19 protein-coding genes are annotated in these 24,627 nt (G+C 61.9%); 7 read left to right on the top strand and 12 right to left on the bottom strand.

All coding sequences use genetic code 11. The annotated features are described in order from the left end of the window. Window positions 1-637: 637 nt before the first annotated feature. From purL to purS, 3 genes are read right to left on the bottom strand one after another with little or no spacing between them, the layout of a single operon-like run. Complete coding sequence (purL, locus tag HMPREF2967_RS02680) at window positions 638-2,935, bottom strand: phosphoribosylformylglycinamidine synthase subunit PurL (RefSeq protein ID WP_070684882.1); 2,298 nt, start codon at window positions 2,933-2,935, stop codon at window positions 638-640. 27 nt (window positions 2,936-2,962) lie between these two features. Then, window positions 2,963-3,625 (bottom strand): phosphoribosylformylglycinamidine synthase subunit PurQ, encoded by a 663-nt coding sequence (purQ, locus tag HMPREF2967_RS02675; RefSeq protein WP_070522890.1) that lies wholly within the window; start codon window positions 3,623-3,625, stop codon window positions 2,963-2,965. Beyond that, window positions 3,625-3,855, bottom strand: coding sequence for a phosphoribosylformylglycinamidine synthase subunit PurS (gene purS / locus HMPREF2967_RS02670; RefSeq protein ID WP_039676532.1), 231 nt, complete (start codon window positions 3,853-3,855; stop codon window positions 3,625-3,627). Before purS ends, purQ begins: the two co-directional genes overlap by 1 nt. A 230-nt stretch (window positions 3,856-4,085) precedes the next feature. On the opposite strand from purS, the gene HMPREF2967_RS02665 reads away from it, so the two are divergent. Further along, on the top strand, window positions 4,086-6,914 hold the full coding sequence (locus tag HMPREF2967_RS02665; protein WP_070623078.1) for an ExeM/NucH family extracellular endonuclease: 2,829 nt from the start codon (window positions 4,086-4,088) through the stop codon (window positions 6,912-6,914). Between the two features lie 412 nt (window positions 6,915-7,326). Then, window positions 7,327-7,743, top strand: coding sequence for a hypothetical protein (locus HMPREF2967_RS13075; RefSeq protein WP_070522883.1), 417 nt, complete (start codon window positions 7,327-7,329; stop codon window positions 7,741-7,743). A gap of 433 nt (window positions 7,744-8,176) precedes the next feature. On the opposite strand, the gene HMPREF2967_RS02660 is transcribed toward HMPREF2967_RS13075, so the two are convergent. The 3 genes from HMPREF2967_RS02660 to HMPREF2967_RS02650 all read right to left on the bottom strand — a co-directional run bounded on the left by HMPREF2967_RS02660 (window position 8,177) and on the right by HMPREF2967_RS02650 (window position 11,956). Continuing rightward, the gene (locus HMPREF2967_RS02660; RefSeq protein ID WP_070623075.1) at window positions 8,177-8,863 is read right to left on the bottom strand and encodes a DUF2334 domain-containing protein; all 687 of its coding nucleotides are present in this window, start codon (window positions 8,861-8,863) and stop codon (window positions 8,177-8,179) included. 117 nt (window positions 8,864-8,980) lie between these two features. Continuing rightward, entirely contained in the window at window positions 8,981-11,089 is a 2,109-nt protein-coding gene (locus tag HMPREF2967_RS02655) for a S9 family peptidase (protein ID WP_070684880.1), read from the bottom strand. Window positions 11,090-11,098: 9 nt separating this feature from the next. Further along, entirely contained in the window at window positions 11,099-11,956 is an 858-nt protein-coding gene (locus tag HMPREF2967_RS02650; RefSeq protein WP_070562275.1) for a phosphoribosylaminoimidazolesuccinocarboxamide synthase, read from the bottom strand. A gap of 64 nt (window positions 11,957-12,020) precedes the next feature. Here HMPREF2967_RS02650 and HMPREF2967_RS02645 point away from each other — a divergent pair, with 64 nt between their 5' ends. Beyond that, window positions 12,021-12,827 (top strand): serine/threonine protein kinase, encoded by an 807-nt coding sequence (locus HMPREF2967_RS02645; RefSeq protein ID WP_070623069.1) that lies wholly within the window; start codon window positions 12,021-12,023, stop codon window positions 12,825-12,827. 114 nt (window positions 12,828-12,941) lie between these two features. On the opposite strand, the gene purB is transcribed toward HMPREF2967_RS02645, so the two are convergent. Together purB and purD are read right to left on the bottom strand one after the other, a co-directional pair. Beyond that, entirely contained in the window at window positions 12,942-14,381 is a 1,440-nt protein-coding gene (gene purB / locus HMPREF2967_RS02640) for an adenylosuccinate lyase (RefSeq protein WP_070684878.1), read from the bottom strand. Window positions 14,382-14,420: 39 nt separating this feature from the next. After that, on the bottom strand, window positions 14,421-15,695 hold the full coding sequence (purD, locus tag HMPREF2967_RS02635; RefSeq protein WP_070596932.1) for a phosphoribosylamine--glycine ligase: 1,275 nt from the start codon (window positions 15,693-15,695) through the stop codon (window positions 14,421-14,423). A gap of 34 nt (window positions 15,696-15,729) precedes the next feature. Between purD and HMPREF2967_RS02630 the strand changes: the two genes are divergently transcribed. Next, window positions 15,730-16,158, top strand: a complete 429-nt coding sequence (locus HMPREF2967_RS02630) for an HIT family protein (RefSeq protein WP_046649286.1) — start codon at window positions 15,730-15,732, stop codon at window positions 16,156-16,158. Between the two features lie 24 nt (window positions 16,159-16,182). Here HMPREF2967_RS02630 and HMPREF2967_RS02625 read toward each other — a convergent pair whose 3' ends face one another. The 3 genes from HMPREF2967_RS02625 to HMPREF2967_RS02615 all read right to left on the bottom strand — a co-directional run bounded on the left by HMPREF2967_RS02625 (window position 16,183) and on the right by HMPREF2967_RS02615 (window position 19,256). Next, the gene (locus HMPREF2967_RS02625; RefSeq protein WP_070684876.1) at window positions 16,183-17,634 is read right to left on the bottom strand and encodes a sensor histidine kinase; all 1,452 of its coding nucleotides are present in this window, start codon (window positions 17,632-17,634) and stop codon (window positions 16,183-16,185) included. Between the two features lie 11 nt (window positions 17,635-17,645). Next, window positions 17,646-18,350 (bottom strand): response regulator transcription factor, encoded by a 705-nt coding sequence (locus tag HMPREF2967_RS02620; protein WP_046649284.1) that lies wholly within the window; start codon window positions 18,348-18,350, stop codon window positions 17,646-17,648. Window positions 18,351-18,482: 132 nt separating this feature from the next. Further along, entirely contained in the window at window positions 18,483-19,256 is a 774-nt protein-coding gene (locus HMPREF2967_RS02615) for a MerR family transcriptional regulator (RefSeq protein ID WP_070546752.1), read from the bottom strand. Window positions 19,257-19,336: 80 nt separating this feature from the next. Between HMPREF2967_RS02615 and HMPREF2967_RS02610 the strand changes: the two genes are divergently transcribed. Beyond that, on the top strand, window positions 19,337-20,626 hold the full coding sequence (locus tag HMPREF2967_RS02610) for an MFS transporter (protein ID WP_070684874.1): 1,290 nt from the start codon (window positions 19,337-19,339) through the stop codon (window positions 20,624-20,626). Between the two features lie 66 nt (window positions 20,627-20,692). Here HMPREF2967_RS02610 and HMPREF2967_RS02605 read toward each other — a convergent pair whose 3' ends face one another. Further along, window positions 20,693-22,438: a pyruvate dehydrogenase gene (locus HMPREF2967_RS02605; protein WP_070684872.1), complete on the bottom strand. Its 1,746-nt coding sequence runs from the start codon at window positions 22,436-22,438 to the stop codon at window positions 20,693-20,695. Window positions 22,439-22,606: 168 nt separating this feature from the next. Here HMPREF2967_RS02605 and HMPREF2967_RS02600 point away from each other — a divergent pair, with 168 nt between their 5' ends. Next, window positions 22,607-24,106, top strand: a complete 1,500-nt coding sequence (locus tag HMPREF2967_RS02600) for an MFS transporter (RefSeq protein WP_070684870.1) — start codon at window positions 22,607-22,609, stop codon at window positions 24,104-24,106. Then, complete coding sequence (locus HMPREF2967_RS02595; protein WP_070684868.1) at window positions 24,093-24,620, top strand: TetR/AcrR family transcriptional regulator; 528 nt, start codon at window positions 24,093-24,095, stop codon at window positions 24,618-24,620. The genes HMPREF2967_RS02600 and HMPREF2967_RS02595 overlap by 14 nt, the downstream gene beginning before the upstream one ends. The last annotated feature ends 7 nt before the right edge of the window (window positions 24,621-24,627 follow it).

Genomic DNA, 24,627 nt, shown 5'->3' with positions numbered 1-24,627 from the left:
ATGAAAGAGCACACGGAACTTTAGCTGTAGACCTTTCAACAGAGGCTTTATCCTCTTTTCAAATGCCGATCTTTCCTTGCCAGTAAGAACCGAGTCGAAAATTAAAATTACGTCGCTTACCTCTGAGTCTCCCCACACCGCATTAATCCACTTCCCCATCTGCACCAGCAAAGAGCCCTAAAAGCTGCGGTGGAGACTGGTAAGTCGGATGCGTCATTCGCTTATCCACCCAGATCGTGTGGACACGGCACCGATCAAGCTCATTAATTCGGTCTATTACCCGCTTTCGCGTTCCTTTCGAATTTTCAGTTGCATGAAACTCAAGGTCTTTACTCCCCGCTGCCGTAAGTTCATACTTCAGCGCTTGCAGTCCTATCGCAGTGCCTGCTGGATCGAAAGTGCAAAATGCTGTGATTAGGAAGTGCGTGGAGGCTTTTGCACCAAACTGCATATCCCCCCGACTCATCGAGAAAAACATACAAAGTTCTTTTTCTCTTCACGTCTTCCATCTCTGTTCCCCAGCCCCCGTACGCAGCTATTGCTAACAGTCTACAACGCTGACTGGAGCAATTAGACAGTGCGGGCAGGGCCTCGCCTTGGCGAGAACCCCGCCCGGTTGCAGTTCTGTGCGTGAGGTCTACTCCACGACGGAGTTGGCACCCACCGCGTGGCCAAAGAGGTCCGGCAGGGTTGCTGCCCAGGCCTCACGAAGCTCGGAGACAGCGATGGACTCGCCGCCGAGCTCAAACTCGCCATTGTCGGTGGTCTGGCCGATGACGACGGCCGGCACGCCGCACTCCTCAGCGCGGTGCAGGAGCATGTCGACGCGGTCAGCGGTCGTTGCCACGAGCACGCGGGAGGCGGACTCGGAGAAGGCAGCCACGAAGGCGTCCTCGTGGACCTTGGACAGATCCAGGTTCAGGCCCACGCCGCTGCGCTTGGCCATCTCGAACGCGGTGACGGCGAGGCCACCTTCGGAGATGTCGTGGGCAGCGGTCAGACCATCGTTGCCCACGAAGAAGTCAGCGAGGCGCTGCTCATTAGCCAGGTCGACCTGCGGCGGCAAACCGTTGAGCCCGTTCTTCGCCTCATGGCCCTGCTCGTGGGCGCTCACCTGCTGCCAGATGGATCCGCCGAACTCATCCTTGGTCTCACCCAGCAGCACGAGAACCTCGGGTTCCTCCACGAGGCCGAGCTCGTTGCCAATGGACGAGTGGACGTCATCGATGACACCCAGGACGCCCACGACGGGCGTCGGCAAGATCGGCTCCTCGCCGGTCTGGTTGTAGAAGGAGACGTTGCCGCCGGAGACGGGGATGCCGAGTTCCACGGCGCCGTCGGCAAGCCCGTGCACGGACTCGCGGAACTGCCACATGACGTCCGGGTTTTCCGGGGAGCCATAGTTGAGGCAGTTGGTGATGGCGACCGGGCGGGCGCCGGTGACGGCGACGTTGCGGTAGGCCTCCGCCAGAGCCAGGCGTGCGCCCATGTTCGGGTCCAGCTTGGTGTAGCGGCCAGACGCGTCAGCCGACACCGCGATACCACGGCCGGTCTCCTCATCAATGCGCAGAACACCAGCGTTCGCGTGGTGGGACTGCACGGTGTTGCCGCGCACGTAGCGGTCATACTGCTCAGTGATGAAATCACGTGAACACAGTGCCGGGGAGGCCACGAGCTTCTTGAGCGCCACAGTGATGTCCTGCTTCTCGACGCCCTCGAATTCCTGCAGCGCATCCTGCCACTCCGGGCGCGCGTAGGGGCGGTCATACACCGGCCCCTCGTTGGCGATGGTGTGTGCCGGGGCATCGACGACGACCTCGCCCTGGTGGCGAATGATGAGGTGCTTGCCGGTGGTGACCTCACCGATCTCGGCACAGGTGACGTCCCAGTGCGCGCAGATCTCCTTGAACTTCTCCACGTTCTCCGGGGTCACCACGGCGCACATGCGCTCCTGGGATTCGGAAGCGAGGATCTCTGCGGCGGTCATGTTCTTCGCACGCAGCGGGACGTTGTCCAGGTTGATCTCCATGCCGCCGTCGCCGGACGCAGCCAGCTCGGAGGTGGCACAGGCCAGGCCCGCACCGCCCAGATCCTGGATGCCCACCACGATGCCGGACTTGTACAGCTCCAGGCAGCACTCGATGAGAACCTTCTCCGCGAACGGGTCACCCACCTGGACAGCCGGCAGCTTGCGCTCCGCGCCATCCTCGAAGGTGTCAGACGCCAGCACGGACACGCCACCGATGCCGTCGAGGCCGGTGCGCGAGCCAAAGAGCATCACCTTGTTTCCGGTACCAGAAGCGAAGGCCAGCTTGAGGTCCTCGACCTTCAGCGTGCCCACGCACAGCGCGTTCACCAGCGGGTTGCCGGCATAAGATTCATCAAAAATGGTTTCGCCGCCAATGTTGGGCAAGCCCAAGCAGTTGCCGTAGTGCGAAATGCCGTCGACGACACCCGGCAGAACGCGCTTGGTGTCGGGTGCATCCGCCGGGCCGAAGCGCAGCTGATCCATCACGGCAATCGGGCGCGCGCCCATGGCCATGATGTCGCGGACGATGCCGCCCACGCCCGTCGCAGCACCCTGGTGTGGCTCCACGTAGGAGGGGTGGTTGTGGCTTTCTACGCGGAAGGTCACGGCGTTGCCGTCTCCGATGTCCACCACGCCGGCGTTCTCACCGATGCCGGCGAGGATCTTGGAGCCCATCTCTTCCGTCATGGTCTCGCCAAAGTAGCGCAGGTGCGCCTTGGAGGACTTATAGGAGCAGTGCTCCGACCACATCACCGAGTACATGGTCAGCTCGGCGTCGGTCGGGCGGCGGCCCAGGATCTCGCGGATGTGCGCGTATTCGTCATCCTTCAGGCCCAATTCGCGGTAGGGCTGGTCCAGTTCAGGCTGCGCGGATGCCTGCTCGACGGTGTCGTTGTGTACGGTCATTGTTTCTCCTTTAACCGTCGGCGCGGGTTAAGCGACGACCTTGAGGGCGGACACAAACAAACCCAGACCGTCGGTGGACGGGCCGGTGAGAAGATCGATGGCATGCTCCGGGTGCGGCATCAGCCCCACCACGTTGCCGGCCTCGTTGGTGATGCCGGCAATGCCATTGATGGAGCCGTTGAAGTTATCGGTATAGCGGAAGACCACGCGACCCTCGCCCTCCAAGCGCTCCACGGTCTCCGCATCCGCCTGGAAACGGCCCTCGCCGTGCTTCGCCGGGATGAGGATGCGCTGGCCCTGCTCAAACTCGCTGGTCCAGGAGGTCTGTGCGTTCTCCACCTCGAGGTAGGTATCCACGCAGTGGAAATGCAGGCCCTGGTTACGGGTCAGGGCGCCGGGCAACAGGCCAGCTTCCGTCAGAATCTGGAAGCCGTTGCAGATGCCGAGCACCGGCATGCCCTTGTTAGCGGCATCGACGACCGCGCGCATTACCGGGGCGAGCGCCGAAATCGCGCCGGAACGCAGGTAATCGCCATAAGAAAAACCGCCGGGAACCACGACGGCATCGACGCCGCGCAGGTCCTCGTCCGCATGCCACAGGGACACGACTTCGGCGCCGGCGGTGCGGGCGGCGCGGGCCGCGTCGACGTCGTCAAGCGTGCCGGGGAAGGTAATAACGCCGATCTTCATTACTGGATGACCTCGTAGTCCTCGATCACGGTGTTGGCCAGCAGGGTGGAAGCCACCTTCTCCAACTCCTCGGCGCTGACCGAATCATCGACTTCAATTTCAAAGCGCTTGCCCTGGCGCACGTCGCTGACACCAGCAACCCCCAGGCGGCCCAGCGCGCGAACAACGGCCTGACCTTGCGGGTCCAAAATCTCGGCCTTGGGCATGACATTGACAACTACACGAGCCATGAAAATTTTTGCCTTACTGTGCGTGAGTATAGGTGCCCCGCCAGTCTATCCCGCCGGCAAGAAAGATTCGGAATCTTTGGGGGTGATGAATTCAAACCAAACGGCTGAAGAATTCTTGGGGAATCCCACCTTAACCCCCAGCTCACCTAGTGCGCTCCGGTATCACTCGGTGCGAAACCCGGGTAGAACGAGATGCATTGTCCTGTTCTCACCTATCCAAGGAACCTCTCATGTATCTCAAAGGCATTGGCTCACTCGCCATCGCTGCTCTTGTCTCTACCTGCATCGTCGCACCTCAGGCCGGTGCGGCGGCGGACGGCTCCAACGCCGTTATCTCTGAGGTCTACGGTGGCGGCGGCAACAAGGGGGCGGCGTTTACTAAGGATTTCATCGAGCTTTATAACCCCACCTCCGCTGACCTCGACCTCACTGGCTGGTCCGTGGAGTACCTATCCGCTTCTGGCAACTCAGGCGGAAAACACGAGCTGTCCGGCTCCCTCCCGGCTGGGGGCTACTTCCTCATCCAGGAAGGTGGCGGCGACACCGGGGAGCCGCTTCCTTCCCCTGATGTAGAGGGGAACCTGAACCTGTCCGGCTCCAAAGGCTCGGTCAAGCTTTACGACGCCTCCGGTGCCGAGGTGGACCTCGTGGGGTATGGGGAGGCGTCGATTAGCGAGGGCTCCCCCGCCCAAGCCCTGAACAACTCCACCTCTGCGCAGCGGGACGCCGAGGGCACCGACACCGACGACAATGCCGCCGACTTCAGCACTGCAGCACCGACGCCGAAGTCTGCCGGCGGCACCACCCCGCAACCGGACCCATCCCCGGCCGAGCCGGGTTCCACGGTCACCATCCCGGAGTTCCAGGGCACCGGCGCACAGTCCCCGCTCAAGGGCCAGAACGTCTCTACCCAGGGTGTGGTGACCGCGGTATGGCAGGGCGAGAAATCCCTCAACGGCTTCACCATCCAGACCCCGGGCACGGGCCAGACCGCGCCGACCGAGGCATCTGAGGCAGTCTTCGTCTACACCGGTGGCACCGGCTTCTACCCAGAAATTGGGGAGTCCGTCGAGGTCACCGGCACCGTTGATGAGTACTTTGGGCAGACTCAAATCGCGTTGAGCAATGGCTCTGTGCTTTCCGACGCCCTCCCCGCCGTCACCCCGCTGGCCATCGATGCCCTGCCGGAAGGTGATGAGGAGCGGGAGAAGCTCGAGTCCATGCTGCTCAAGCCGGGCGTGCACACCGTGACCGACAATTACGGTCTCAACCGCTACGGCGAGCTGGGCTTGGCTCCGGGCACGGAAGCTCTGCGTCAGCCCACCGACATCGTCTCCCCGGGCACCCAAGAGCAAAAGGACATGGAGGCTGCTAACGCGGCGAAGTACGTCATTTTGGACGACGGCTCCACCCGCGACTTCTCCCGTGATGGCGCCTCGACGAAGCTGCCCTACATCATGCAGAACGGCTCGGAGGTCAAGACCATCCGCACCACCAACCAGGTAGAGTTCGCGGACTCCGGCGTCATCCTGGGCTACGGTCACGAGCAGTGGCGCTTCCAACCCACCGCGATGATTACCGGTGACTCTGCCGCCGCGGACCTGCCGATTACGTGGGACCCGGCCCGTCCAGAGGCCCCGCAGGTGGCTGGCGATTACACCGTGGCGGCGTTTAACGTGCTGAATTTCTTCATCAACTTGGGCGAAGACAACGGCGCAAAGGCGTACAAGGACCGCTTTGGCAACGGCGTGGGCTCCGATAGCGGGACCTTCCGCGGTGCGTGGTCCGAGTCCGCGTTCAATGACCAGAAGGGCAAGATCCTCACCGCGCTGGAGGGCCTTGATGCCGATGTCATTGGCCTGTCTGAGATCGAGAATGCCGCGAATACCGTGGGTGGCTCCTACGATGACGCCGTGAAGTACCTCGTGGGTGAGCTCAATTCCCGCGCGGGTTCTGAGAAGTGGGATTACGTCAAGGCCCCGGCGAACGCGTCAGCCGATACGGACGTCATCCGCACCGCGATCATCTACAAGAAGGACCGCGTTAAGCCGGTGGGTGAGGCCACCTTGCTTGAGGACGCCCGCTTCAAGGGCACCGCCCGCACCCCGCTCGCCGCGGAGTTCCAGCCTGTTTCCGATAGGTGCGCTGTTGAAGGTCCCGATTCCTTCGTGGTGGTGACCAACCATTTCAAATCCAAGGGATCGGTAGCGAACGGTGATGCCGATACCGGCGACGGCCAAGGCAACAACCCCAACGTGCGCAACGCCCACGCCCAGGCCGTCCTCGACGGGCTGGCCAAGCAACCGCAGTGGCAGAAGAAGGCCACCTTTGTCATGGGTGATTTGAACACCTACTCCAAGGAAGATGCCATCTCCGTCTTCCGCAATGCGGGCTACACCATCCCGGTGGAAGAGCTCAATGCGCAAGAGGACTGGCAGAACGTGGCCTCCTACCAGTTCTCCGGCCGCCTCGGCTCCCTGGACCACATCCTGGCCAACGAGCACGTCGATGCGCAGGCCGCGCAGACCTGGAACATCAACTCTGACGAGCCCATCGCCATGGAATACTCCCGCCGCAACTACACCGGCGGCGATGTCTTCGAGGCCGATAACCCCTACCGCTCCTCCGACCACGACCCGGTCAAGGTGGGCTTTAACCTTGCGACGGTGAAGCGCACCGATAACCAGCTCAAGGACTGCACCACGACCGACGAGCCGGACCCGTCTGAGGAGCCGGCTCCGTCGGAGGAGCCGGATCAGACCGACGATGACGACAAGGTTGACACCAAGCCAACTCACAGCTCCGGTTCTTCTGCCGGCGAGCACTGCCTGCCGACTGCCCTCGGCCTCACCATCCCCGCAGCCCTCGCCATTCCGGTTGCCTTCCTTGGGTTTGCCAACACGCAGTTCAACATCCCGGGCTTCGAGCCTGTCCGGAAGCAGATTGAGTCGATGACCCGCAACATCCCGCGCGAAGCTCAGTACGCCGTCGGTGGCCTCGGCCTGCTGGCTGCGCTTGGCATCATCGGCGCGGCCTGCGCCCCAACCGAATCTGAATAGAGACCAGCCGGACCCGATGAAACAAGAGGCCACCCCTCCCCTTTTTTTGGGGGGGGGAGCACAAGGCAACATCAAACCGCCTGACGGTTGCAGGCTCCTTTTCGATGCCTCATAATTCACTACAAGGTGAAAGGGACTTACCCCAGCTCACCCCACAAATCATCTCTCTCCTGCAAAGGACACTCATGAAGTTCTCTCTTCGGAATCCTTCATCCAGGAACCCAAACTCGACTTTGCTATAGCTTAGACACCACAGGCGGACAAAGCGGTTCTCCGGTCTATGCCACAGACAACGCTGCCATCGGCATTCACACGCATGGCATCAGCGATCTCGGCTGCCCTGAAAACAGTGCCCTACGTATAAGCCCAAGCATGCTAAATACCTTCAATGACATTAAGGAGATCCAAAACAATGCAACCACAGATCCCGGTTCCAGCTCAGGTTCAAGCTCTCATTAATAACCCAAGTAACCTTCTCGGACTCATTGGTACCGTTCTGGGCATTATTTCCCTAGTTGTTGCAATCAGTGTCGGCCAAGGCCTCCCCAACGATGGGCAGTCCAAGCCTAATGCAGGAGAATCAACGATTCGCGTTGTAACCTCCAGTGGTAACCCGGCAGGCGAATGTAAGCTTCTTGGCCTTTCGCAGGAAAAGGTACACACGACTAATGCCAAAGGCGTGTACTTCTACGCGTTGGAACCTGGTTCGCATACCATCAACGCATCTTGTTCAGGGCTTTCCAGTCTTTCCTCCGCGCGAGCGCTCGAGGGTAGTCAGGAAGTAACCGTGAATGACGAGCCGGTAATGGTAAAGATTGTTGTTAAGTAGATTGGCCCTAACTTTCTTGGTTCTAAAGAGCTAAGAGAAACACGCACGTGCCCCCAGGGAAACCTCCCGGGGGCACACGCTTTTCAATGAACCACACCTAATTCGAGAGGGAACCGTACTTTCGTACGCGCCCGTATGAGAAGCTGGCGCATTTAATGACAGCAGCAAAACATCATTTTCAAACAAATGAACGCTTTTAAACCTCTGCCCCAAGAGCGCCAAACGCTTATCTGCATGTGTTTACACGGGCAGTTGGCTGTAAACCTGTAAAGACCCCATCACCTTCAATGCACATCGCGATGATCTGTTTGAAGTTAGCCACAAGAACTAGCTTTTCCAAGTAGAAGTTGACGCAACACCACCGAGTCGTGGAGTCTCCAACTTCCCCATGTTGTATCGAGTACGCGCTAGAAAAGAAAAAGAGGTTGGTGGGCTATTCGGCGTGCGTGAAAACGGAATAGTCAGCGGGGCGGGCACCTGCTGCCATGGCGCGCTCGGCGGCCTTAAGGAAATCAGCAACTACCTTACGGTCATCGAGGTTGCGGCCAGAGATTGACAGGCGCACGGTGTTGCCGCGCTGTGCAGAGCGCTCTGCTGCGCGAATAATGTTGCGGCGCCACCACTTTGCCGAACCGAAGCCCTCACCAAAGGACAGATTGCGGGCTTGGTGGAGCTCGCCTGTGCGAAGGTCGTGGATGCCACGGGTGGAGGCGGCAAAGTCGAAATCAAACTCGGGAAGGACTTCTAGTGTTCCCTCCGACATTCGCCAGCGCGGCGGTGCAAAGATGGTCGGCTCAAAGCCGATCTTGGCCATCTGTCGCGTCGCGCCCTTGAGGCGCAAACGTGCCTCGTGCGCATCCAGGTTGGCGAACTCCGCACGGCGGCCCTGGACCGCTTGGTCAAAGCCATTGAGAATAAGCACGCGGCCCGATTCGGCCTGCTCGCGAAGCCAGGATTGCGTCGCCGCGTCTTTAGCTAGGTGCCAATTGCCGTCGATGTGCGGCGCCACCAGCAAAGAGACAGGAACGTCAGCTTTATCGAACTGCTTGAGCAGATCGGAGGCTTGGCTTCGGGTGTCATTAAAAATACTGGAAATCGAAACCAGAAGGTGGCCATGCATAAGGAAAATTATCGCACAGCCACCGCCCCGGCGCGCGCTGAAAGAGATTCGGCGCTCCCCCCACATGGGCGGCCTAGGTCGCTGTGTGGCTCATTAGCCACACAGCGCAAGCGGTCTCTAAGCCTCGACACCCGTGGCCTGGTTGATCAACCACGCGTACTCAAAAGCCGCCTGCCGCCACTGGGCATAGCGCCCGGACACGCCACCGTGGCCAGCGGCCATTTCAGTCTTGAGGAGGAACTCGCCGCCGGTGGCAACGTCGCGAAGCTTGGCCACCCACTTCGCCGGCTCAACATACAGCACGCGGGTGTCATTGAGCGAGGTCAACGCCAGAATATTCGGATACTTCTGCGGAGCGATGTTTTCGTATGGCGCATAGGAGGCCATGTAGTCGTAGACCTCCGGATCGTGGTACGGGTCACCCCATTCCTCCCACTCCACCACCGTGAGCGGCAGTTCCGGCATGAGAATGGAGGTCAGCGGGTCCACGAAGGGCACGTTAGCCTCGATGGCCTTGAACCTATCCGGTGCCATGTTCGCCACCGCGCCCATGAGCAGGCCACCGGCGGAACCGCCTTCAGCCACCAAGGTCTCCGGTGTAGTCACCCGGCGCGCGATGAGGTCATCAGCCACCGCGATGAAGTCCGTAAACGTGTTTTTCTTGGCCAGCATCTTGCCGTCGTCGTACCAGTTGCGGCCCATTTCGCCGCCACCGCGAACGTGCGCCATGGCAAAAATCATGCCGCGGTCCATAAGAGACAAACGGAAGACCGAGAAGTACGGGTCCATATTCGCCTCATAGGAACCGTAGCCATAAAGCAACGTCGGGTTCGGTTGCGTGCGGTCCAGGTCCGCGCGGTGCACGATGGACACCGGCACCTTCGTCCCATCGGGTGCTTCAGACCAGACGCGGTAGGCCACGTACTCATCCTTGTCATAGCCGCCCGGAACTTCCTGTTCCTTCAGCAGCGTGTACTCACCGGTGGCCACGCGGTAGTCAAAGAGCTGTGCGGGCTGGATGAAGGAGGTATAGCTCACGCGCAGCACCGGCGCATCCCACTCCGGGTTGCCGGCCACGCCAACGGTATAGAGTTCCTCGTTGAAGTTGAGCTCGCTGAGGCGCGCCCAGCCTTCCCGCACATCCATAATCGCCGCCCGGCCGATGCCGCCCCGGCGGTAGGCCACGACGATGTGGTCGCGGTAGCAATCAACGCCCTGCAAGCGAACCTCATCATCGTGCGGCATGAGCACGGTGAGCTCACGCAAAGAGGGAAGTTCCTCACTGACCGGGCAATAGCCCAACTCAAAGTTCGGGCCGGTCACGTTGTGCGTGACCACCCAATAGTCGGTACCGTCCACGACCGCGTGGTCGACGTCGTAGTCCACGCCGGACTCGCGCGCCCACAAACAGCGGAACTCACCCTCCGGGTTGTCCTGCTCGAGTACCCATGCCTCACTCGTCAGCTTCGAGCTCGACACGATCATGATGTACTTCTCGCTGCGGGTCGTGCCCACGCCGATGCCGAAACGCGAATCCTCCTCGCGCATGACCACGACATCCTCCGACTGCGGGGTACCCACGCGGTGGCGCCACACCGTATCCGGGCGCCACGCATCATCCACGGTGGTGTAGAAGATGAACTCCTCCCCCACCCACGTTGCACCGTAGAAGATACCTTCCAGGCGGTCCTCCAACAGCTCGCCCGTGCGCAGGTCCTTGATGAAGAGCTCAAAGCGCTCATCACCGGCCACGTCCACCGAATAGGCCAGCAGGTCACCAGAATCGCTCACCGTGGACGCACCTAGGGCGAAGAAGTCGTGGCCTTCGGCGAGCGCGTTGACGTCGAGAAGCACCTGCTCTCCTTCCGGTGCCCCCGTCTCCGGGATGGTCGGCGGGGTCCACGGATCGGAGCCTTCCGACACCGGGATGCGGCAGCTATAGCCGTACTCCTTGCCCTCCTCGGTACGGCCGTAGTACCAGTACTTGCCGCGACGCTGGGGCACGGACATGTCCGTCTGCTTGATGCGGGACTTGACCTCGGTAAAGATGTTCTCCGTCAAGGTGTCCAGGTGTGCGGTGCGCTCTTGGGTATAGGCGTTTTCGGCCTCAAGGTATTCGCGGGTCTCCGGGGCGTCTTTCTCACGCAGCCACTCGTAGTCATCAACGAAGCTGCGGCCGTGAAACTCTCGCGTGATGGGGCGCTTGGCAGCAATCGGTGCGTTCATTCAGCCTCCTTAAAAGGTGGTTCCGGACAGGCGCTCAAAGGCCTCAACATAACGCGCGCGGGTGGCCTGGACAACGTCGTCCGGCAAGCGCGGCGGCGTGGACTCCTTGTCCCAGCCGGAATTGGTGAGCCAATCGCGAACGTACTGCTTATCAAAGGAAGGCTGGACTTTGCCTTCCTCATAGGTATCGGCCGGCCAGTAGCGCGAGGAGTCCGGTGTGAGGACTTCATCGGCCAAGACCAAGGTGCCGTGCTTATCGACGCCAAACTCGAACTTCGTATCCGCCAAAATAATGCCCTTCTCCTCCGCCAACGCGGCGGCCTTGGCATAGATGCGCAGGGTGGCATCGCGCAGCTCTTCGGCTCGTTCGCGGCCGAGCTTGTCCACGACGACATCGAAGGAGACGTTCTCATCGTGCTCGCCCTGCTCCGCCTTGGTGGCTGGGGTGAAGATGGGCTCGGGCAGGCGGGAAGCCTCGGTCAGACCCTCGGGCAGCTCGACTCCGCACACGCTGCCGGATGCCTTGTACTCCTTGAGCCCGGAGCCGGTGAGGTAGCCGCGGGCGACGCACTCGAAGGGCAGCATGTCGAGCTTCTGCACGACCATTGAGCGACCGAGGACTTCCTCGGGGATGCGCTCATCATCGAGCGGTCCGGCCAGGTGGTTGGGGAAGTCGATGGCGTCGAAGAAGAACTTCGACGTCGCCGTGAGCACGCGGCCCTTGTCGGGGATGGCCGGCTCGAGGGCGTGGTCATAGGCGGAAATACGGTCGGAGACCACCATGAGCAGGGTTTTGTCATCGATTTCGTAGATATCGCGCACCTTGCCGGAGGCGATGTGGGCATAGGAAGAAAGTTCTGGACGCATGACATACATTCTAGACCCGTCTAGACTGCTTCAAGATACATCCCAATCCCGAGGAGCTAAGCCCGTGCACTCTCGCCTGACCTCCCTTTTGACCTCCGCTGCGCTGGTGGGCGCCGCCCTGTCTGTGCCCGCTGCGCACGCAGCCGACATCTCCGTGCGCGAGTCCGCCCACGGACAGTGGCTGTGCACGATGTCGGCGTCCTCCACGGATCGCGCACTAGCCCGCGATGTCCGGGCGGGCTACATCAACACCATCCGCACGACCTCGGAGAAGATTCAAGCGCAGTTCCCGAAGCTGGACTTCTCCGCGTACACCTCGCGCGATATCAGCAAGGCGCCGGGCTACGCGGCGACGGTGGCCGCGCTGGGCAAGGCCGGCTACACGGGCGCGGATATGGTCATCATCATGGTCGGCGCGTCCGCCCCGGAGGACCTGGTGGAGGATGAATCGGTGCTGTTGCCAGGGGATGCCGAATACTCGATCAATGCGGCGAAGTCCCGGACTGAGAAGGGACCGGCACCGTTGTTGTCGACGGGTAGCGATTTCAGCCCCAAGCTGCGCGCCGCTCTGGCAGAAAACCAGGCGCAGGAAAAGGAGGCCGTCGATGCCTTCAACGCAGCGCAGGTGCAGTCCTTTGCCGAGTGCGTGGAAGAGCTGCGCAGCCGCGGTGCGCAGGAGGGCATCCAACCGGTGCCAGAGCTACCCATTCCGGGCAAGACGACGCAGCAGCAAACCTCGTCCACGGGTGCTACGGTTCTCGGCATCATGGCGGTGCTCACCGCTCTGATGATCGGCGGCTACCTTGCTACCAACGGCAAATCTCTCGGCGGCTTCGAGCTGCCGGTGCTGCGCATCCCTGGAATGGCCTAAGAGCTAGTGCCGGGTGAGCCCGGCCGCCAATGGGAAGTCGTTTCGATCAAATAAGGGCCAGAAAATTGAGGATCTGGGGCCTTAATTGATCGAAACGTACCGCCAAGGGTGAAACTAGAGGATTTCACCCGGGGTGTAGGCGGCGGCCTGCGGGTGCTGATCAGCAATCGCCTTGATGCGGCCCAGAATCTGGCTCACCTGCGATTCGGCAGCGCCGATGAAAGCGTGCTTGTCCGACAGCGCGGCCTCGAGGGCGGCGGCATCGAGCGGCAGGCGCTCGTCGGCAGCTAGGCGCTCGATCAGATCCTGCTCCCCACCATTCTCACGCATGTTGAGTGCCACGGCGACGGCGTTTTCCTTGATGACCTCGTGCGCGGTCTCGCGGCCCACGCCCGCGCGCACCGCCGCCATGAGGATGCGGGTGGTGGCGAGGAAGGGCAGGTAGCGCTCCAGTTCGCGGTCGATCATCGCCGGGAAGGCACCGAATTCCGCGAGCACGGTGAGGAAGGTTTCAAACATGCCGTCAATGGCGAAGAAGGCATCCGGCAGTGCCACGCGGCGGACCACCGAGCAGAACACGTCGCCCTCGTTCCACTGCTGGCCGGACAGATCCGCCACCATGGTGAGGTAGCCGCGCAGAATGACCTGGAAACCGCACACGCGCTCGCAGGAGCGGGCGTTCATCTTGTGCGGCATCGCGGAGGAGCCGACCTGGCCTTCCTTGAAACCTTCAGTCACGGTCTCGTTGCCAGCCATCAGGCGGATGGTCGTGGCCAGCGAAGAGGGCGCGGCGCCCAGCTCAACGAGCGCAGACACAGCGTCGAAGTCGAGGGAGCGCGGGTAAACCTGGCCCACCGAGTTGAATACGCGGGAGAAGCCCAGGTGATCCGCAATGCGCGTCTCCAACGCGGCGAGCTTGTCTTCGGATCCGCCCATGAGGTCGAGCATGTCCTGCGAGGTGCCCATCGGACCCTTGATGCCGCGCAGCGGATAGCGGCTCAGCAGCGATTCCACGCGCTCGATGCCCAGCAGGAGCTCGTCGGCAGCGGAGGCGAAACGCTTGCCCAGGGTCGTGGCCTGGGCAGCGACGTTGTGGGAACGACCCGCCATGACCAGCGTCTGATACTGCGCCGCGCGCTCACCAATGCGCGAGACCACCGCGATGGCCTTATCGCGCACCAGCTCCAAAGAACGCAGAATCTGCAGCTGCTCCACGTTCTCCGTCAGGTCACGCGAGGTCATGCCCTTGTGGATGTGCTCGCAGCCGGCTAGGGCGTTGAACTCCTCGATGCGCGCCTTGACGTCGTGGCGCGTAACGCGCTCACGCTCCGCGATGGAGGCGAGGTTGACGTTCTCAACCTGCGCCTCGTAAGCGGCGATAGCCGAGGCAGGGATGTCGACGCCAAGATCCTTCTGCGCCGTCATCACCGCAATCCACAGCTGGCGCTCCAGGATGATCTTGTGTTCCGGGGACCAGATTTCAGCCATCTCTGGGGAGGCGTATCGAGCGGACAGGACGTTGGAAATGTTCTTCTTTTCAGCCACGTCGCTCATTATTCCACGCCGCACCCCAAAGGAGGCATTATCAGGGGATTAGATGCTAATCTGACCCTTCTCCGCCGGCAGTGCAATGTCCGTGCGGAAGAAGCCGCCTTCCAGCTCGATGCCGCCGAGAACCTCGTAGGCGGCTGCGCGGGCATCAGCGAGGGTGGCACCACGGCCGAGAACGTTGAGGACGCGACCACCGTTGGAGACGTAGCCTCCCTCCCCCGTGGTGGTACCGGCGTGCAGAACCCGGGTGGGATCATCAAGATCCGGCGAGGCAATCGGATCGCCCTTGCGCGGCGAAGCCGGGTAGCCCTCGGCGGCCAGCACCACGGTGACGGCATAGCCGTCTTCCCACTCCAGCGGCGCCAGCTCCGCTAGCTGTCCGGTAGCGGTGGCATTCAGGACCTCTCCGAGCGGAGACTTCAGCAAAGCGAGCACCGCCTGCGTTTCCGGGTCACCGAAGCGGGCATTGAATTCCACCACGGCTGGGCCTTCCTTGCCCCACGCCAGGCCGGCGTACAGCAAGCCAGAGTACGGGGTGCCACGCTTGACCATTTCCTTAGCCACGGGGACGCAGACTTCGTCGACGATGCGCTGGACGCCGTCGGCAGGCAGCCACGGCAGCGGGGTGTAGGCGCCCATGCCGCCGGTGTTGGGGCCCTCATCGTTGTCGTAGGCGCGCTTGTGGTCCTGCGCTGGGAGCAGCGGGACGACGGTCTCGCCGTCCACCAAGCAGAACAGGGAGACCTCCGGGCCGTCGAGGAAGGACTCGAGCAGCACCGGGTTGCCCACGGCGTGAACCGCATCAACGTGCGCGCGGGCCGCGTCGCGGGACTCGGTCACCACGACGCCCTTGCCGCCGGCCAAGCCGTCGTCCTTAACCACGAAGTGCGGGCCGAAACGATCGAGGGCGGCCTCGATGTCCTCATCGCTGGTGCCGGGGGCGAGCTGCTCCGCGCGGGCGGTGCGCACGCCGGCGGCCGCCATCACGTCCTTAGCAAAGGCCTTGGAACCTTCGATCTGTGCCGCGCTTGCCGACGGCCCGAAGACCGCGATGCCGCGCTCACGCAGTGCATCCGCCACGCCTTTCACCAGCGGCACCTCCGGTCCAATGACGACGAGGTCCGCTGCGATGTCCACTGCCAGCTCCGTCATGCGTGCAGGATCGTCCACCTGGGAATACTCCGGGTGGACGGTGGCCTGCATCTTATGCGCCGGGGAACCGGGGGCAATGTGCAGATCGGTAACAGAAGGGTCAGCTTTCAGGCCGGTGAGCAGGGCGTGTTCGCGGCCGCCCGAGCCGATAACGAGAATGCGCATGCCGTCTATCTTAACTGGCGGTAGCCTAGGGGCCATGTCTTCCGTATTTACAAAGATCATCGAGGGCGAGCTGCCTGCTCGCTTTGTGTACCGCGACGAGAAGTGCGTGGCGTTTTTGTCCATCGAGCCGCTGCGTTATGGCCACACCTTGGTGGTGCCGGTCGAAGAGGTCGATAAGTGGACTGACCTCGATTCAGAAACCTGGGCACACCTCAACGAGATCGCTCTAGAGATCGGTGGCGCCATCAAGACGGCCTTCGACACCCCACGCACCGGCTACATCATCGCTGGCTTCGACGTTCCCCATACCCACATCCACCTCTTCCCCACCGAGAAGATGGAAGACTACGACTTCGCCAAGGCCTTCGCTGCCGACGCCACCGACCCCGCCGCCATGGACGAGGCCGCCGCGCGCATCCGCCAGCACCTCGGCACGGACGAGGATGGCCGCCGCGACAGCTAAGAGCTGACTGCTACCTTTCGGCAGCTAGGCACTAGCTGCCGCCTTGGGCAGCTGGACGGTAAACACCGAGCCGCTGCCCAGCTCCGAATCCACGGAGATTAAACCGCCGTGCTGCTCGACGAGTGATTTCACGATGGCCAAGCCCAAACCCGAGCCACCCGTATCGCGGGTGCGCGAGGTGTCTGCACGGTAGAAGCGCTCAAAGATATGGGCCGCGTCTTCGGGGGAGATGCCCTTGCCGTCATCGGCAACGTCGATAAGCACGTGCTCCTCGTCGTCGCGCAAGGTCAGCGTCACCGACGCCTCCTCGCCGCCGTGGCGGATACCGTTGGACACCAGGTTAAGCAATACCTGGTGTAGGCGATCCGGGTCTCCGTTGACCATTGGAATCCCGGAGGCCTCGTTGTTGACGTTGATGGTGCGGCCCGCAAAAGCCGCCCGCGCCGAGGAACCCACTGACAGCACAAGTTCCAGCATGTCAACCTCGCGCATGTCCAGGCGCGAGCCCTCCGCGCGCGTCAGGGCCAGCAGATCCTCCACGAGCAACGACATCCGCTTAGACTCGGCATCGATCTTGCTGAAGACAAACTCCGCGTCCTGGGTAGCCCCCGAGCGGTACAGCTCCGTGTAGCCGCGCAGGCTGGTCAGCGGCGTGCGCAGCTCGTGGGAGGCATCGCCGACGAAGCGGCGCATTTGCTGTTCTTTTTCCTGCGCATCGACGACGGAATTCTGTAGCTGCCCCAGCATGACGTTGAGCGCTGCGGCAAGCTGCCCCACTTCAGTGTGCAGCGGCCACTCCGGCACGCGCTTGTCCAGGTTGCCCGCCGCGATTTGGGAAGCCGTTTTCTCGACCACGCGCAGCGGCCGCAGCGCCCGGTGGATCAGCCACATGCCCACCACCGCGATGATCAGCATGACCAAGGCCGCGATGATCACCTGGACAATCGCCAACCCCTTCAGGATGGAGTTCTCCGTCGTCATGTCTTTGGCGACGACCACCACGGAACCATCCCGTTGGAGCTTGGCCACGGCCCGCCATTCGGTCTCGCCCTGAATCGAGCGCACGGTGGTGGGTTCCCCGCCGACGATCACGTTGCGCGCATCGGGCAATGCGGCCATCGGCCGCGTGGTCACCACGGAACCATCGGGATAGTACGCCAGCGCCACATAGTCCGTCGGGGGTCGGCGGCTTCCGTCCTGCGGCATATAAAAGGACTCGTCAAGGTTGCTGGCCCAGGAACTATGGGCGTCGTTAAGCTCGGTGTCCACTCGGGTGTAGAGCACGTTACGCATGATCGACGACACCGCCAGGGAGGACATGGCCAGGCCAAGTCCCGAGACCAGCACCATGAGGACAAGTAGCCACGTGCGCAGGGGCAGCGCTTTCGGGCGCTGCATACGCCGGCGCGGGGCTTTATCCCGCACCAGCGTCACCCCGGATTGTGGGGCCTGAATATTCGCGGTGGGTTCGCTCATAGTGGATGAGCCTACGAGCGCGGCATGCGCAGCACGTAACCGACACCGCGGACGGTGTGAATAAGCGGGGTATCGCCGGTATCAATTTTGCGGCGTAGGTAAGAAATATAAGACTCCACCACGTTGCCGTCGCCGCCGAAGTCGTAGTGCCAGACATTATCCAGGATCTTAGACTTGGACAGCACGACCTCGCGGTTCTGCATGAGGTAGCGCAGCAGGTTGAACTCGGTGGGCGAAAGCTCCACGATCTCCCCCGCCTTGGTGACCTCGTGGGTGTCATCGTTGAGGGTGAGGTCGGCATAGGTCATGGTGGCGTCGCCGTCCTGGTCATCCACCGCGTTACCGCGGCGCAGAATCACGCGCAGGCGGGTGATGACCTCTTCCAGGCTGAAGGGCTTGGTGACGTAATCATCCGCGCCAATGGTCAAGCCATGGATGCGCTGGTCCACGCTGTCCTTGGCGGTCAGGTAGAGCACGGGGCCGTCGAGGCCCTCTGCGCGTAGCTTGCCCAGCAGCTCAAAGCCGTCCATGCCCGGCATCATGACGTCCATGATGTAAGCGTCTGGATTGATCTCACGCGCGATGCGCAGGGCCTCGTTGCCGGAGTTGGCGCTGTGTACGTCGAAACCTTGAAACTTTAGGGAGACGGTGAGCAACTCAACGATATTGGGCTCGTCATCGACGACAAGTACCTTGACGTCCTTCGAATCATCCATGGTCCCGCTTTGGTCCTTTCTCCGCTTCTCTTAACGCCTGGTGGCGCCAGGGATATCTCATTCAAGGTGAGAAGTATTGCACTCTGGCTTCCAAGGGTACTGAGCGGAGTCTGTACGTGCGCTGTGAACCGACTAGTCCCAGGCGAGATTGTCCAGATCCACCCCTTCCGCCTGCGCTTGCGCCTCAATCAGCTGACGCAAATAGTCGGCATTACCGCGGTAGGTCTCGTTAAACCGCGGGTCCTCGCAGTACATGCGCGCCAGGATCACCTGCTTGGACCTCGACACCGGGTACCACTGGGCGATGAGGGCGCGGTGCTTGTCGACGATTACCTTCGCCTCCTCGCCGCCCGGTTCAAGTCCTGCGTCCGCGGCCTCCTCTAGCTCGGCCGCAAAGTTCTCATGGTCCACTGAGAATTCCTCCCAGTCCTTCTTTCCCATCGAATCTGCGACGGCCGCACTGGCCGCCCATTCTTTGCTGTCTCCCCACTTCTCGTGGGCTTCTTCCTGCAGTTGGGGCCATGCGTCACCCAGGTTCCGCACTTTTTGGCTGGGGCTTAGGTTCTTATCCATTTCAGTCTCCTCAATTAGTCTTTCCACTGCGTACAACATGGCGTCGACGTCGGCTCGCCGCTTCTGCAAGGCCTCGTGTTGGGCGCGGAGGCGGGCCAGGGTGGCTGCGGAAGGGGCGTCGAGAAGCACTGCGATGTCTTTCAGCTCAATCCCGACGCTGCGATAAATCAGGATGTCCATCCCGCGTTGCACGTCATCTTCGGTGTAGAGGCGGTGATCGCCCCCGGTGCGCCACTGGGGGCTAAGCAGGCCGATGTCATCCCAGTGCCGCAGGGTGCGGGTGGTGACTTTCAAAATGCCGGCCACATCGCCGATGCTGTAGTCGTTACGCATGTCGTTGAGCCTAAAAGTTGACGTCGCGTTAAGTGCAACTCCATCCACTCGGCAGGTGTTTTTGCCTACGATAATGAAGCATGACGCAAGCCTCGACACGCACTGACCGCCTCACCGTGGCTGCCTGGGCCCTGTGGGACTGGGGTTCGGCAGCTTTCAACGCGGTTCTCGTGACGTTTATTTTCTCGGTCTACCTCACCGACTCGGTGGGCCAGCAGATTGATTCGCAGTTCACACCGGCACAATGGTTGTCGTGGTCCATGACGGTGGCGGGGCTGGTGATTTTTGCGGTCACCCCCGTGATGGGCCAGCGCTCTGACCGGCTGGGCACGCGGCGGCGCGCGCTGGGTTTCTGGTCCCTGCTGACGTTCTTGGTCATGGCTAGCTTATTCTTCATCCGCAATGATGCGCCCGCGTATTTCTGGCTCGGGCTTATCGGCCTGGCGGTAGGTTCGGTGACCATCCAATTCGCGGAGGTCAACTACTTTGCCCAACTCAACCAGGTGGCCACCGAGGACAGAGTGGGCCGCGTATCCGGCCTGGGCTGGTCGGCAGGCTATTTCGGCGGCATCGTACTGCTGCTCATCTGCTACTTCGGCTTCGTCTCCGGCGAGGGCGGCGCACTAGGGCTAAACACGGAGGGCGGCTGGAATATCCGGCTCGTAGCGTTGCTTTCAGCAGCGTGGTTTGGGTTGTCTGCCATTCCTGTGTTGCTGCGTGTGCCGGAGATTGCGCCGTCGGGTGAATCGACGGGTGGTGTGGCGGCGTCTTACCGCGAGCTGTGGCGCACGGTGGTGACGCTGTGGCGGGAGGACCGCAATGCCTTTGCTTTCCTCTTCGCTTCGGCCATTTTCCGCGATGGGCTCTCGGCCGTGTTCAGCTTCGGGGCGGTGCTGGGGGTGTCCGTCTATGGATTGTCTCCCGGTGACGTGCTCATCTTCGGCGTTGCCGCCAACGTTGCGGCCGCGCTCGGCGCGGTGGCGGGCGGGCTGATCGACGACCACGTGGGCCCCAAAGCCATCATCCTCACCTGCCTGGCTATCTTGACGCTCATGGCCGGCATCATGTTCGTGGCGCAGGGGCCGACGGCCTTCTGGATCTGCGGACTCATCTTGTGCCTATGTGTGGGACCAGCCCAGGCTTCCGCCCGCGGTTTCTTGGCGCGCGTTGCCCCGCCAGGGCGCGAAGGCGAGATGTTCGGCCTCTACGCCACGACCGGGCGGGCCGTGGCGTGGTTGACGCCTTTCCTGTTCGGTGTCTTCGTCTCACTGTTGGGCCAAGGCGACCGGGGAGGCGTGCTCGCCATTGGGCTGGTCTTGCTCGTTGGCGCGCTGGTCCTCATCCCAGTCAAAGACCCCGCGAAGGCATAACGCTTTCGCGGGGTGGAACCGCAGGGTGTGGGTCCCTTTTAATGTGCGGCGCTTAACGCCGACACATTAAAAGTCCTGCGGGCGCGGAATATTGCGCAGATTGGACTTCGCCATGGTGAGCATCTGACCCACGCCGCCGCCGAAGACGGTGCGGGTTGCCGCCTTGGAGAAGCCGAGCAGCTGCTCAAAGGTCAGTGTGGGTGGCAGGGAGAGGGCGTTGGGGTCGGTGACGACGTCGATAAGCGCAGGCCCGTCGTAGGCCAAGGCCTCCTTGATGAGGCGCGGAGCTTCCTTCGGGTCCTCGATGCGGAAGTGCTTGATGCCCGCGCCCTCCGCAATCTTGGCGTAGTTCACATGCTCGTGGTCAGTCTCGTGCTCCGGGAGGCCCTGGACCAGCATCTCCAGCTTGACCATGCCGAGGGAAGAGTTATTGAACACAAACATCTTCACCGGCAGGTTGTGTAGCTTCACCGTGAGCAGCTCGCCCATGAGCATGGACAGACCGCCATCGCCGGAGAAGGTAATGACCTGGCGGCCCGGGTGCGCCGCCTGCGCGCCGAGGGCCATCGGCAGGGCGTTGGCCATGGTGCCGTGGCGGAAGGAACCGATCTGCTCGCGCTTGCCGTTCGCAGTAATGTAGCGCGCGCCCCAGACATTGCACATGCCGGTATCGACGGTGAAGATGGCGTCTTCATCGGCCTGCTGGTCGATGAAGTCGGCGATGTACTCCGGATGGATCGGCGTGTGCTTCTCGACGCCGGAGGTGTAGGCCTCAACGACGTGATGCAGCTTGTCGTAGTGCTTTTTCAGCATCTTGTCGAGGAAGGAGCGGTCCTTCTTTTCATCGACGTGCGGCAGGATGTTCTCGATGGTGGCGGCGACATCGCCCGTCACCGGGTACTTGATGCGGGTGCGGCGGCCGATGTGGGAGCCGTCGATGTCAACCTGCGCCACGTTGGCATCCGGCAGGAAGTCGTTGTAGGGGAAATCCGTGCCCAGCAGGATGAGCAGGTCTGCTTCGTGGGTGGCCTCGTGGGCTGCACCATAGCCGAGCAGGCCGGACATGCCGACGTCGAAGGGGTTGTCGTACTGGATGTACATCTTGCCACCCAGGGCGTGGCCGATGGGGGCCTTGATCTTTTCGGCGAGCGCGAGGACCTGCTCGCGGGCGTTCTTCACGCCGGCGCCGACGAAGAGGGCGACGGTCTTGGCCTCGTTGATGGCCTGGGTCAATGCGGCGGCCTCGGCAGGATCCGGGAAGACGACCGGGCAGCCGGCGGAGATAACAGAGGAGGTGAAGGTATCATCCTCGGCCTCCTGCGTGGACACATCGCCCGGGATAACGAGGACGGACACTCCCTTGCCCGCCATGGTGCTCTGGATGGCGTGGTGCAAGACCACGGCACCTTGGTCAGCGGAGTTCACCATCTCGCAGTAGCTCGAGCACTCTTGGAAGATGGCCTCCGGGTGGGTCTCTTGGAAGAACTTCGAGCCGATCTGGCGGGAAGGAATGTGGCTGGCCAGGGCGAGGACCTTGGCGCCGTTGCGGTGGGCGTCATAAAGTCCCTGAATAAGGTGCGTATTTCCCGGGCCGCAGGATGCGGCGCACACGGCAAGGTTGCCGGTGGTGAGGGAATCGGCCTCCGCGGCAAACGCTGCGGCCTCCTCGTTGCGAACGTGAACCCACTCGATGGAGGACTTCCGCACTGCGTCCACGATGGGGTTGAGGGAATCGCCGACGAGGCCGTAAATGCGCTTCACGCCCTGGGCTTCCAAGGTTTCTACTAATTGTGTGGCGTAATTGCGTGCCATGATTTACCTCTCTAACTTTTGCCGTTAACGGCACCAGTGTTCACCCTTTAAGGCGTGTTTCGCCACCATAAAGCTGACTTCTCACGTCCTAGAAACTTTGTGACTGCGACAACAACTCCACCCACTAAGCTTTGAAACTGTAACGACCGTTCGCTATAGTTTCGAACCATGTCAGACCTCCACGTGAAAGCCTCCGCCGAATCCCTCCGCGCCTCCGCTACGCGCCGGTGGACCTTTTTTGGCGTCATTTCCCTGGGCCTGCTCATGATCGGCTTAGACAACTCAATCCTCTACACCGCGCTACCGGTGCTCTCCGATCAGCTCCACGCCACCTCGCTGCAGCAGCTGTGGATCATCAACGCCTACGCGCTCATGCTGGCCGGCCTCCTGCTGGGAACCGGCACGTTGGGCGATAAAATCGGGCACCGCCGCATGTTCGTCATCGGCCTGTGGATTTTCGGCATCGCATCACTGGCCGCAGCGCTAGCGCCCGGCGCATGGGAATTAGCCGCGGCTCGCGCCTTTTTGGGCCTCGGGGCCTCCATCATGATGCCCGCAACCCTCGCTCTCATCCGGTTGACCTTTGAGGATGAGATTGAGCGCAATACAGCCATCGGCATTTGGGGCTCCATCGCCGTCGTGGGTGCGGCGGCCGGCCCCACGGTGGGTGGCTTCTTGCTGGAGCATTTTTGGTGGGGCTCGGTCTTCTTGGTCAACGTGCCCATCGTCATCATCGCGCTCATCCTCACGGCCTTCCTCGCCCCGCCGAATATGGCGAACCCGGCGAAGCACTGGGATTTCCTCTCCTCGCTGTATGCGCTCATCACGCTGGCCTCGCTGATACTCGTCATCAAGTCGGTGGCCAGCGCCCACCTCAACGCCATGCTCATCGGCGGCGCGCTAGCCGCCTGCCTCATCGGCGCCATCCTCTTCACCCGCCGCCAGCACAAGCTGAAGGAACCACTCCTCACCTTCGATATTTTCCGCTCCCCCATCTTCAGCGGCGGCGTCTTGGCTGCGGCGGGCGCCATGTTTGGCATGGCGGGACTAGAGATGACCACAACGCAGAAGCTCCAGCTGGTGGACCTGTATTCCCCGCTTCATGCCGGGCTCATCATTTCCCTCATCGCGCTGGCCGCACTCCCAATGTCCGCGTTGGGTGGTGCCAACCTCCACCGTTGGGGTTTCTTGCCGATCATCGCCGGTGGCTTCCTCTTCATGGCGGCGGGCATCGGCTGCGTGGTGTGGGGCGGCACGCACAACATCTTCCCCGCATACCTGGCGGGCCTATTCATCACCGGAATCGGCGCGGGGCTTGTCATGTCAGTCTCCTCCACCGCCATCATCGGCGCCGCCCCCGCCTCGCGCTCCGGCATGGCCGCCGGCGTGGAGGAGGTCTCTTATGAATTCGGCACGCTGCTCTCGATTGCGATCACCGGTTCCGTACTCCCCATGGTGTACAAGAGCGGTCTGCCCGAAGACGTCCAAGACCTGGGCATGGAAGCGCTCCACAACTCGGCGCTCGCGGAGGTTGCCGGCCCCGCCTATACCGACGCCTACCTGGCCACCGCCGCAGGACTCGGCGTAGTCATGCTCGTCTTCGCCGCGGTCACCGGCTGGTGCTTCCGCACCAACCCCACGTCAGGAGGTGCCGATGCCTCGCACTAGTAAAAAGGTCGAAGCGCTCGACATGGCGCTCACCATCATCGAGAAGGACGGCGTCCACGCGCTCACTTATGATTCCTTGGCCACGGCCACGGGCATGAGCAAGTCTGGGCTCATCTACCACTTCCCCACCCGGCACCAGCTGCTCATAGACTGCCATTCGTTGTGCGCGGAGCGCTGGGAGGAGGAGCTTATCGCACTCTCCGACGGCAAGACGGCCGAGGAATTAAGCCCGCGCCAGCGCTACCGTGCCGCGTTGGAATCAATGGGCAAGAATGATCCGCTCATTGAGCTGCTGATGTCCATCCACGCGCAGTCCCATCCGGATTTTCAGAAGGTGTGGAGGGATGTCGACGAGCGTTGGCTCCCCGATCCCGCTACGGAGGATGAATCCGTGGCGCTCGCGATGGTGATAGCGAACGGCCTGTGGGTCCATGATCACCTCACCGAGCGCCCCCTGTCACCGCAGCGACGCCGGGCGCTTATCGACGTCGCCCTAGGCCACCTCGCCGACTAAGAAAAAT

This window comes from Corynebacterium sp. HMSC059E07, assembly GCF_001814395.1.
GTDB lineage: Bacteria > Actinomycetota > Actinomycetes > Mycobacteriales > Mycobacteriaceae > Corynebacterium > Corynebacterium hesseae.
This window is presented reverse-complemented; position numbering and strand designations above follow the sequence as displayed.

Excerpts from the sequence above, each read along its gene's own strand:
- purL (WP_070684882.1), bottom strand. The coding sequence starts at position 2,935 with ATGACCGTACACAACGACACCGTCGAGCAGGCATCCGCGCAGCCTGAA.
- purQ (WP_070522890.1), bottom strand. The coding sequence starts at position 3,625 with ATGAAGATCGGCGTTATTACCTTCCCCGGCACGCTTGACGACGTCGAC.
- purS (WP_039676532.1), bottom strand. The coding sequence starts at position 3,855 with ATGGCTCGTGTAGTTGTCAATGTCATGCCCAAGGCCGAGATTTTGGAC.
- HMPREF2967_RS02665 (WP_070623078.1), top strand. The coding sequence starts at position 4,086 with ATGTATCTCAAAGGCATTGGCTCACTCGCCATCGCTGCTCTTGTCTCT.
- HMPREF2967_RS13075 (WP_070522883.1), top strand. The coding sequence starts at position 7,327 with ATGCAACCACAGATCCCGGTTCCAGCTCAGGTTCAAGCTCTCATTAAT.
- HMPREF2967_RS02660 (WP_070623075.1), bottom strand. The coding sequence starts at position 8,863 with ATGCATGGCCACCTTCTGGTTTCGATTTCCAGTATTTTTAATGACACC.
- HMPREF2967_RS02655 (WP_070684880.1), bottom strand. The coding sequence starts at position 11,089 with ATGAACGCACCGATTGCTGCCAAGCGCCCCATCACGCGAGAGTTTCAC.
- HMPREF2967_RS02650 (WP_070562275.1), bottom strand. The coding sequence starts at position 11,956 with ATGCGTCCAGAACTTTCTTCCTATGCCCACATCGCCTCCGGCAAGGTG.
- purB (WP_070684878.1), bottom strand. The coding sequence starts at position 14,381 with ATGAGCGACGTGGCTGAAAAGAAGAACATTTCCAACGTCCTGTCCGCT.
- purD (WP_070596932.1), bottom strand. The coding sequence starts at position 15,695 with ATGCGCATTCTCGTTATCGGCTCGGGCGGCCGCGAACACGCCCTGCTC.
- HMPREF2967_RS02630 (WP_046649286.1), top strand. The coding sequence starts at position 15,730 with ATGTCTTCCGTATTTACAAAGATCATCGAGGGCGAGCTGCCTGCTCGC.
- HMPREF2967_RS02625 (WP_070684876.1), bottom strand. The coding sequence starts at position 17,634 with ATGAGCGAACCCACCGCGAATATTCAGGCCCCACAATCCGGGGTGACG.
- HMPREF2967_RS02620 (WP_046649284.1), bottom strand. The coding sequence starts at position 18,350 with ATGGATGATTCGAAGGACGTCAAGGTACTTGTCGTCGATGACGAGCCC.
- HMPREF2967_RS02615 (WP_070546752.1), bottom strand. The coding sequence starts at position 19,256 with ATGCGTAACGACTACAGCATCGGCGATGTGGCCGGCATTTTGAAAGTC.
- HMPREF2967_RS02610 (WP_070684874.1), top strand. The coding sequence starts at position 19,337 with ATGACGCAAGCCTCGACACGCACTGACCGCCTCACCGTGGCTGCCTGG.
- HMPREF2967_RS02605 (WP_070684872.1), bottom strand. The coding sequence starts at position 22,438 with ATGGCACGCAATTACGCCACACAATTAGTAGAAACCTTGGAAGCCCAG.
- HMPREF2967_RS02600 (WP_070684870.1), top strand. The coding sequence starts at position 22,607 with ATGTCAGACCTCCACGTGAAAGCCTCCGCCGAATCCCTCCGCGCCTCC.
- HMPREF2967_RS02595 (WP_070684868.1), top strand. The coding sequence starts at position 24,093 with ATGCCTCGCACTAGTAAAAAGGTCGAAGCGCTCGACATGGCGCTCACC.